Annotated in this window: 7 protein-coding genes and 1 pseudogene; all 8 read left to right on the top strand. The window is 60.0% G+C overall.

Features of this window, described 5'->3' with window-relative positions:
- On the top strand, positions 1 to 266 hold a 266-nt coding region (locus AC1DH9_RS19520; RefSeq protein ID WP_477808614.1), incomplete at its 5' end, for a sigma factor-like helix-turn-helix DNA-binding protein.
- 160 nt (positions 267 to 426) lie between these two features.
- Positions 427 to 2217, top strand: coding sequence for an ABC transporter ATP-binding protein (locus tag AC1DH9_RS19515; protein WP_427537323.1), 1791 nt, complete (start codon positions 427 to 429; stop codon positions 2215 to 2217).
- Positions 2211 to 3571, top strand: a pseudogene (locus AC1DH9_RS19510) (ABC transporter transmembrane domain-containing protein). The gene AC1DH9_RS19515 and the pseudogene AC1DH9_RS19510 overlap by 7 nt, the downstream one beginning before the upstream one ends.
- A complete protein-coding gene (locus AC1DH9_RS19505; protein WP_427537317.1) occupies positions 3568 to 4512 on the top strand; it encodes an ABC transporter permease in 945 nt (314 codons plus the stop codon). The pseudogene AC1DH9_RS19510 and the gene AC1DH9_RS19505 overlap by 4 nt, the downstream one beginning before the upstream one ends.
- The gene (locus AC1DH9_RS19500) at positions 4509 to 5459 is read left to right on the top strand and encodes an iron chelate uptake ABC transporter family permease subunit (RefSeq protein WP_477808613.1); all 951 of its coding nucleotides are present in this window, start codon (positions 4509 to 4511) and stop codon (positions 5457 to 5459) included. Before AC1DH9_RS19505 ends, AC1DH9_RS19500 begins: the two co-directional genes overlap by 4 nt.
- On the top strand, positions 5456 to 6238 hold the full coding sequence (locus AC1DH9_RS19495) for an iron ABC transporter ATP-binding protein (protein ID WP_427537311.1): 783 nt from the start codon (positions 5456 to 5458) through the stop codon (positions 6236 to 6238). The genes AC1DH9_RS19500 and AC1DH9_RS19495 overlap by 4 nt, the downstream gene beginning before the upstream one ends.
- A complete protein-coding gene (locus AC1DH9_RS19490; protein ID WP_427537308.1) occupies positions 6235 to 7218 on the top strand; it encodes a siderophore ABC transporter substrate-binding protein in 984 nt (327 codons plus the stop codon). Before AC1DH9_RS19495 ends, AC1DH9_RS19490 begins: the two co-directional genes overlap by 4 nt.
- Before the next feature lie 193 nt (positions 7219 to 7411).
- Positions 7412 to 9184 (top strand): TonB-dependent receptor (locus AC1DH9_RS19485; protein WP_477808612.1); only part of this gene is annotated, 1773 nt, incomplete at its 3' end.

Here is a 9184-nt window from a genome sequence, read left to right as displayed (position 1 = left end):
ACCTGGAAGGGCTGATGCAGCAAGCCGAGCCTCAGGTGCCATCAGAAGAGGTTCGTGCGCTGGCATCCGAGGCCCTGTCACAGATCGATGTTGCCTTGCATAACAAGCCACTCAAGGCCCGCGAAGCATTGCTGCTGTGCAAGTTGCATGGCATGGGCCACCGGGATATCGCGGCCGAGTTGAAGGTGTCGGTGTCCTCCGTCGAGAAATACATCGCTGCGGGCCTTCGGGCCTGTCACCCATTCGCATCGGGGGCGGGCCTGTGATCGATCGTTCGGTTCACGACGGCGAACGGATTAATCCGCATTTCGATTGAGGATTTTGCGTCGCCGTTCGGAATAAAGGTACGCAACGCGCAAAACGCTCGAACACAAAGGAAGTCAGGCATGCCTTCAGGCTGTCACCAGTGGTTATTCAGGAGAGCTCATGAGTGATAAAGACCAACCCGCCGCCGGCTCGGTATCCCGGGTACTGAAACCCGTACGCGGCCGGCTGATTGTCGCCGCGGTACTGGCCGCAATCGGGACCATGCTGACGATGGTGCCACTGGCCGGCATCGCCCATATCGCACAGCTCTCGATGGGGCAGGCCGAGGTCGCTACCGGCTGGGTCCAGATGCAGAGTCAGGTCTGGCAGGTTGTCAGCGTCAGCCTGGTGTGCCTGTTCCTCGGTATGACGTTGATTTCGGCGGGCGAGATGATCGCGCACCTGGCCGACAATCACATCACCGGCCATTTGCGTCTGGCGATTACTCGTCGACTGGCCAAGGTGCCGCTGGGTTGGTTTACCAGTCGGGCTTCGGGTGAAGTCAAACAGGCCATGCAGGATGATATCGGTACGCTGCACAGCCTGACTGCGCATTTCTTTACCACGCTGGGCCGCACCGTGGGGGCGATCCTCATCGCCATCCTGTACCTGTTTGCCATGGACTGGCGCATGGCGATTGTCTCCCTGCTGCCATTCCCGCTGTTTTTCCTGTTTTTCTCCAGAGCGACCAAGGCCAGTGGGGCGAACATGCAATCGTTCGGTGCCGGTATGGCACGTATCAACAACGCAGTGGTCGAGTTCGTCAACGGCATTCCCGTGGTCAAGGCCTTCGGTGTCGAGGGCAAGGCCCATGGCAGCTACCGTGAGGCGGTGGATGCCTTCGCCGAAGCGTTCACCGACTTCACTCGGCCGCTGGTCAGCGCGATGGCCAACGCCCATGCCATGGTTACCCCGGTTGCGGTGCTCGGAGTGGTGCTGGCCTTTGGCACTTTGTTGGTGAGCCTGGGCTGGATCACACCGGTCGAGGTGTTGCCCTTCGCCTTGGTGGCGCCGGGCATCTGCGCGCCACTGCTGCTGTTGAGTTACATCACCCACGACCTGAACAATGCTACCGCCGCTGCCCAGCGTGTGCATGGGCTACTGGAAACGCCGGTACTGGAAACCCTGGCGGGCGAATCACGGCAGTTGCCTGAAAATGCCGAAATTCGCGTCGAGCAGCTCGGCTATAGCTACGACGGCCAGAACCCGGTGCTCAAGGACATTGGCTTCACCCTCAAGCCCGGCACCGTGACCGCGATTGTCGGTGCTTCCGGCTCCGGCAAGTCGACATTGGCACGCCTGCTGCTGCGCTTCTTCGATCCGACTGAAGGGCGCATTACGCTGGGCGGCGTCGACATCCGGCAGATCGAGAGCGCGCAGTTGTACCGGCGCATCGGTTTTGTGTTGCAGGAAGTGCGTCTTATCCATGCCAGCCTGCGCGACAACATTGCCTTGGGCAGGCCATCGGCCAGCCAGCAGGAAATCGAAGACGCAGCGCGCACCGCGAATATTCACGAGCGTATCCTCGCCTTGCCGCGCGGTTATGACTCGGTGATCGGTGAGGATGTGCAGCTCTCCGGCGGCGAGTTACAGCGCGTGAGTATCGCCCGCGCCGTGTTGCTCGACCCGCCGGTGCTGGTGCTTGATGAAGCCACGGCGGCAGCCGATGCCGAGAACGAGGTGAAGCTCCAGCAAGCGCTATCGCGATTCGCCCGGGGCCGCACCTTGATGGTGATCGCTCACCGTCTTGATACGGTGATGCACGCCGACCGGATCATTCTGATCGACAACGGTACGATTTGTGAGCAGGGACGTCATCACGAACTGCTCGCCCGCAAAGGCCGCTACGCCCGACTGTGGGCGCTGGGCGGCTACGAACAGGCCAAGGAACAGGCGGTGCCGTCATGCTGAGAACCTTTATTCAACTGTTGGGTGAAGACGCCCCGGTGCTGCGGCGCTATCTCTATATGACGCTGGTCTACGGCCTGCTCTGCGGGCTGACGATTGTCACCCTGGTGCCGATACTCACCAGCTTGCTGGGCAGTGAAACGCGCGCAGCGGGGCAATGGTTGATCGCGCTGGTGATCGGCATGGTGATCTGCTGGGCGCTACGACGTACCGTGGAGAAAGCCGGTATCCGAGTCGGCATCGCGGTTCTCCAGCGGGGCCGCCATCGGCTCGGCGACCACGTGGCGCGTTTGCCGGTGGGTTGGTTCAGCGCGCAAAACACCGCGCGGCTAAACCATGTGGCGTCCCAGGGCATGATGGAAATGGCGCRGCTTCCCGCCCACGTTTTCACGCCGCTGATGACCGGCGTGATCACGCCGGTAGTGATCCTGATTGCACTGTTCGCTTTGCACTGGCAGATGGGCCTGATCGCGCTGGTGACGCTGCCAATCCTGCTGGGGGTCTTTGTGTTGACCGCTCGCTTGGGGCAGCGTGCCGATCAGGACTTCCAGTACAACGCTGCCCACACCAGCCAGCGCATGGTCGAGTTCGCCCAGGCGCAATCGGTACTGCGGGCGTTCAATGGCGAGGACGGTGGTACCCGGTTTCTTGAACAGGCCATCGGGCGCCAGCAGCGCTCCGCGAGACGGTTGATTCACGTCTCGGCGATGTCGGTGGTGTTCAATGCCTGGGCTGTACAGGCGAGCTTCGCCGCCTTGTTGGTGGCCGCCACGCTATGGCTGGCTGAGCTGTTGGGCGCAAGCCTGGAGGCGGGAAACGTCATCTCGGTCATTGTTTCACTGCTGCTGGTCAGCCGCTTTATCGATCCGTTGTTGGAAGTGGCCGGCTATAGCGAGGTGTTGCGTGGCGCGCGAGGCCAGTTGGGAGCCGTGCGTGAGATTTTTGCGGTCAAGCCGTTGCCTGAACCGGCCTGGATACCCCGGTGGGCGAGGGCGGCGCCCGATTGTCCGGCGGCGAACGCCAGCGGATTTCTATCGCCCGCGCGCTGATCAAGGATGCACCGATTCTGTTGGTCGATGAGGCCACTGCTGCGCTCGATGCCGAAAACCAGGCTGCTATTGCCGAGGCACTGGCGCGCTTGCGTGGTACGCGTACGCTGATCGTCATCGCGCACCAGCTCTCGACGGTGGCCATGGCCGATCAGATTCTGGTGCTCGATAATGGCCGGATCAGCGAGCAAGGTTCCCACGCGCAATTGAGTGCCAAGCCAGGGCTCTACGCGCACTTTCTCGCTCAGCGCCGGGCCGCAAAGGGCTGGCGGATTGCCGGGGCGTTTGGCAGTGAGGACGATTCTTGAGTCGTGCAACCTTACTGCTCCTGTTTGTTGTGCTCTGTTGCCTTTCGCTGATGGTGGGAGTCAAGCAAGTCTCCTGGACGGAACTTTTCACCTTTTCCGAAGATGCCTGGCTGACACTGACCGCCAGCCGCCTTCCGCGTCTCGCGGCCCTGATACTCACCGGGGTAGGGCTGGCCGTCTGTGGCGTGATCCTGCAGCAGATTGTGCGTAACCGGTTCGTCGAGCCCGCCACGTCCGGTGGGCTGGATGCGGCAAAGCTGGGCATTCTGATTTCACTGACGGTAGCCCCCGCCGCGGGGACTGCCGGCAGGATGCTGTTTGCCCTGGCGTTCTGTTTTGCCGCGAGCCTGATCTATATCGCGATCATCCGCCGTATCAAGTTCAAGAACACGGTGATGGTCCCGGTCATAGGCCTGATGTATGGCGGCGTGTTGAGCGCCGTCGCCGAGTTCTACGCCTACCGTCATAACATCTTGCAGAGCATGCAGGGCTGGATGCTCGGTGACTTCTCGAAAATCGTGCAGGGCAATTACGAGATCATCTATCTGATCCTGCCGATCGTCGTGCTCACCTACCTGTATGCGCACCGGTTTACCGTACTGGGAATGGGTGAGGGCATGGCCAGCAGTCTGGGCCTGAACTACGCGGCCAATGCGGCGGTAGGCCTGATGCTCGTGGCGGTCACCGTTTCCGCCACGGTTATCACGGTGGGGGCGATCCCCTTTGTCGGACTGGTGATTCCCAACCTGGTGGCGCTGCACTACGGCGAAAACCTGGAGCGAACATTGCCCATCGTCGCCTTGTGCGGCGCGTCGTTGTTATTGGCCTGCGACATCCTTGGCCGCCTGCTGATCTACCCCTTCGAAGTGCCTATCGGCCTCACCGCCGGCAGTGTGGGCGGCCTGTTATTTCTCGTGCTGCTCATCAGGAAGTACACATGAGGCGCGTGGCTACCCGTTATGGTCTCTGGCTGCTGGTTCTGGCGCTGGCGATCGGGTTCCTGTTGTTGGGCTCCGGTTTCGACTTCGACTACGTCATTCCCAAGCGACTGACCCGTTTGGCGGCGATGGGCATTGCCGGGGTGTGCATTGCCTATTCATCGGTGATTTTCCAGACCATCGCCGGCAACCGGATACTGACGCCGGCGATCATGGGGTATGAGGCGATCTACCTGCTGTTCCAGGCACTGCTGATCCTGCTGCTGGGCACCCAGAGCCTGGTGTTGCTGGGGCGTAACGGTAACGTCCTGTTGTCGGTCCTGCTGATGCTCGGCTATTCATGGTTTATTCATCGGTGGCTGTTCCGTGACGGGAGCAACAACGTGTACCTGTTGCTCCTGTTGGGACTGGTACTGAGCATGGTGATGGGGACGTTTACCCAATTCATCCAGCTGAAGATAAGCCCCGGAGAATTCTCGATTTTCCAAGGATTCAACTACGCCTCCTTCAACAAGGCGCAACCTGGGCAAGTGATCTATTCGGGCATGCTGGTCGCGGTGGTGTGCGGCATCGCCCAACGAACCCTGYCGGTGCTCGATGTGCTTTCCCTGGGGCGTGACCAGGCCATTTCCCTGGGGGTCGATTACCCGCGCAGCGTGCGCCTTCAACTGGCACTTATTGCCATTCTGGTGGCGATCTCGACGAGCCTCGTCGGGCCGACGGCATTCATGGGCGTGTTCGTTGCGAACATCTCCTATGCGCTTGCCCGAACCGCTCGGCACCGGGTCACGTTGCCCATGAGTTGCGCCATCGCCATTGGCATTTTCATTGTCGCCCAATACCTGGTCGAGCAGATATTCAACTACAACACCTCCGTCAGCATTCTCATCAACCTGGTGTGCGGTGTGTATTTCCTTGCGCTGATGATTCGAACCCGAGGCACCCCATGATCGCCCTCAATCACGTTTACAAGGCCTATGGCAGCCGGCATGTCCTGAGTGACGTCAGCGTCCGGTTTCCACCGGGGCAGGTCACGTCGCTGATCGGCCCAAACGGGGCGGGCAAGACCACGCTGCTGATGTTGATCGCTCGCCTGCTGGCGCCGACCCGGGGTGACGTGCTGATTGGCGGGCGGAGCATTCTGGATGTGCCCGTTCGCGACTATGCCAAGCGCGTGGCCACCTTGCGCCAGTCCCCGGATTTCAACCTGCGCCTGACCGTCGAGGAACTGGTCGCCTTCGGGCGCTTCCCCTACAGCCGTGGAGTGCTTACCGCCCAGGATCGCGTGGCTATCGATGAGGCCATCGAGTTCCTGTCTTTGCAGTCCCTGCGCCTCGCCTACATTGACGAGCTCAGCGGCGGACAACGGCAGATGGCCTTCCTGGCGATGACCATTGCCCAGCAAACGGATTACCTGTTGCTGGACGAGCCGCTCAACAACCTCGACATGAAGCATGGCGTACAAATCATGCGTGCCCTGCGGCGCTTGTGTGACGAGCAAGGCCGCACAGTGATCCTGGTGGTCCATGACATCAACTTCGCGGCCAACTATTCCGATCATATCGTTGCCATGAAAGGCGGGAGAATTCACCGCCACGGCCCGGTCGAGGAGGTGGTGACCGAGGCGCACCTGCGCGAACTTTTTGGTCTGGATTTCGAAATCCTGCAGAGCGAACAAGGGTTCGTCTGCAACTACTTCAACCCATCACCTTCAAGGGAACTGATATGAGCATGGATGACGCAAAAAAAATCTGTGGCGTGCTACTGGCAATGGCCGTAGCGGCCGGGCTGCAGGGCTGTGACAAACCGGCGGCAGAGGCCGCGCCGCCAGTGAGTGCGCAGGCGCACTACGAGCCGATCAAGATCGAGCATCCTCTGGGCACAACCGTGGTGAGCAAACTGCCCGAGCGCGTAGTGGCTTTCGATATGAGCGAACTCGATACACTCGATCAGTTGGGCGCGCCGGTGGTGGGCATCGCCAAGGACTACGTCACCAGCTTTCTCGCCAAATACCGTGACGACTCGAATGTCATGGATGTCGGATCGACTATTCAGCCCAATCTCGAGCGGCTGCATGCGCTCAAGCCCGATCTCATTCTGATCTCTCCGCTCCAGGCGCAAAGCTACAAGGATCTCAGCCAGATCGCCCCGACCGTCTACGACGACGTGGACCTGACCAACAAACAAGGCAATTTCATCGGCACAGCCAAGAAGCATTTGACCCTCCTGGGACGCATCCTCGGCAAAGAGCAACTGGCCCGCCAGAAAGTCGCGGAAATGGACGCCAAGGTGGAACAGACCCGCCGTGTCACCGAAGGACGTCCAGAGAAAGCGTTGATCGTGCTGCACAACAACGGCGCCTTCACCTCCTACGGTGTGAAGTCGCGCTACGGCTTCATCTTCGACACCCTGGGCGTGAAACCGGCCAGCGCTGACATCGAAGCGGGTTTGCATGGACAGCCGATTTCCAATGAGTTTATCCAGCAGGCCGATCCCGACATCCTCTATGTAATCGACCGAACTGCGGTGATGGAGCATCGTCCGGCGCTGGACATCCAGAGCCTGGATAACCCGCTGCTGCGCAAGACCAAGGCCTGGAACAACGGCCGTGTCATCTTTGTCGATGCTCAGACCTGGTATCTGTGTACCGCCAGCGTGACCTGTCTCAATCGAATGGCTGACGAGGTGATTCAGGGCTACAAGGGCTGATTCACGACGTGTATCTGCAGCACAAAGGGCTGGTCCTGTTCAGGCACCGGCCCTTTTTTGTGGCTTTCGAATGTTGTTTCGGTCATTGGGGGATCGCCACTGATCCAGCCCGTTGGAGTGTTTCTGGTGCGGTATATGCAAATTATTATCATTTGGATTGAGGGATTGGCGTTCTGGTACGGAAACCTAATGAATGCACTTCAATTCATCGCATCGAAAGGAATCCAGCATGTCGGAACACGGCCGCCCACACAGCGCCAATCCTGATTCATCGCAGGCTACGCAACGCGCTTTTTCGTTTACCTTGAATCGCACTTTCTCTGCCGTACACATGGCGCTGTTACTAGGGCTGACCGGGGGCGCGATGGCTGTGGCCGCTGCGCCTGCCTCTGAGCCGCAGTCTCCGACGGGCACTGGCGAAGGTAGCCTTGTGCTGTCTGAAACGACGGTGGAGGGCACTATGGGTGCAACTGCCGACCTGCCGCCCGCGTATGCGGGAGGCCAGGTTGCCACTGGCAGTCGAGTCGGGCTGCTGGGCACCAAGGACTTTATGGAGACGCCCTTCAGCGCCATCAGCTACACCGATGAATTCGTGCGCAACCACCAGGCGAAGGACATCGGTTCGGTAATCGGTGCAACCGATCCATCGGTGAACGTCCCCTCCAAACGGGCCATCATCGAAACCTTCTTCATTCGTGGCTTCAATACCAGCGCCAACGACATCACCTACAACGGCCTGATCGGCATGGCGCCGAACCTGCGCGGTGCGACCGAGCTGGCCGAGCGCATCGAAGTGCTCAAGGGCCCGTCGGCGCTATTGAATGGCATGCCACCGGATGGCAGCGTCGCAGGCAGCATCAACATGGTGCCCAAGCGCGCTGGCGACGAACCGCTGACACGCCTGACGACCTCTTTTGAATCCAATGGTTTATACGGTGCGCATGCCGATGTGGGTCGGCGCTTTGGCGAGCAGAATCAGTTTGGTATCCGCTACAACGGGGCGTACCGCGACGGCGACACCGCCGTGGACGATCAAAAACAAAACATGCAGCTCAATGCGCTGGGCCTGGACTGGCGCGCCGAACGCATCCGCCTGTCGTTGGACGCCTACAAGCACCGTGAACATCTGGAGGGCGCCAACTACTTCGGTATTGCCTCGATCAACCCTACGGTCACCAGCGTACCCCGCGCAAAGAAGGGTGATTACGCGCTGGCACCTGACTGGGCATACACCACCAACGACACCGAAACCTTCTTGCTCAGAGGCGAGGTCGATTTGAATGACTCGCTCACCGCCTTTGCGGCCTACGGACAGAGGGAGGGTGGCCGCAACGCCCTGATGACGCGCGACACGCTGGTCAACAACGCCGGTGATATCAGCGTCCTGGCTTATCGCTCGGATGGGCAGGGCACCCAGAAATCGGGCGAGGCTGGCCTGAAGGGCAGATTTGACACCGGTCCCGTAGGCCACCAATGGTCGCTGGCGGCTACACAGTACAAGTCGGAGATGAGCTTCAAGGATAAACAGATAGCCAACTACGTGACCACCAACTACTACAACCTCGACTTTGGCAAAACACCGCCCTTGGATAATTTCGGTGCGGTCACCTCTAGGACCGAAGCCAAGCTGGGCAGTGTGGCTTTTCTCGATACCCTCTCGTTCCTTGATGATCGCATCCAATGGACGCTGGGCGTGCGACGTCAGTCGGTGGAAAGCTCCAACCTGACCCCGGCGCGCGTCAGGACCTCTCACTACAACGAGAGCCGTGTTTCGCCGGCTACCGCGTTGTTGGTCAAGATCACTGACGATGTATCGGTCTACGCGAACTACATCGAAGGTCTGTCTCAGGGGGGGACGGCTCCGACGACGGCAGCCAACCCAAGTGAAATCCTGAGCCCGATTCAGACAAAGCAGTATGAGGTGGGCGCCAAGCTTGACCTGGGTACGTTCGCCACTACGTTGGCC

It is taken from the genome of Pseudomonas sp. 05T35 (assembly GCF_056396605.1).
Note: the sequence above shows the minus strand (reverse complement) of the source record. Positions and strands in the feature narration are given on the sequence as shown.

Excerpts from the sequence above, each read along its gene's own strand:
- AC1DH9_RS19495 (WP_427537311.1), top strand. The coding sequence starts at position 5,456 with ATGATCGCCCTCAATCACGTTTACAAGGCCTATGGCAGCCGGCATGTC.
- AC1DH9_RS19515 (WP_427537323.1), top strand. The coding sequence starts at position 427 with ATGAGTGATAAAGACCAACCCGCCGCCGGCTCGGTATCCCGGGTACTG.
- AC1DH9_RS19490 (WP_427537308.1), top strand. The coding sequence starts at position 6,235 with ATGAGCATGGATGACGCAAAAAAAATCTGTGGCGTGCTACTGGCAATG.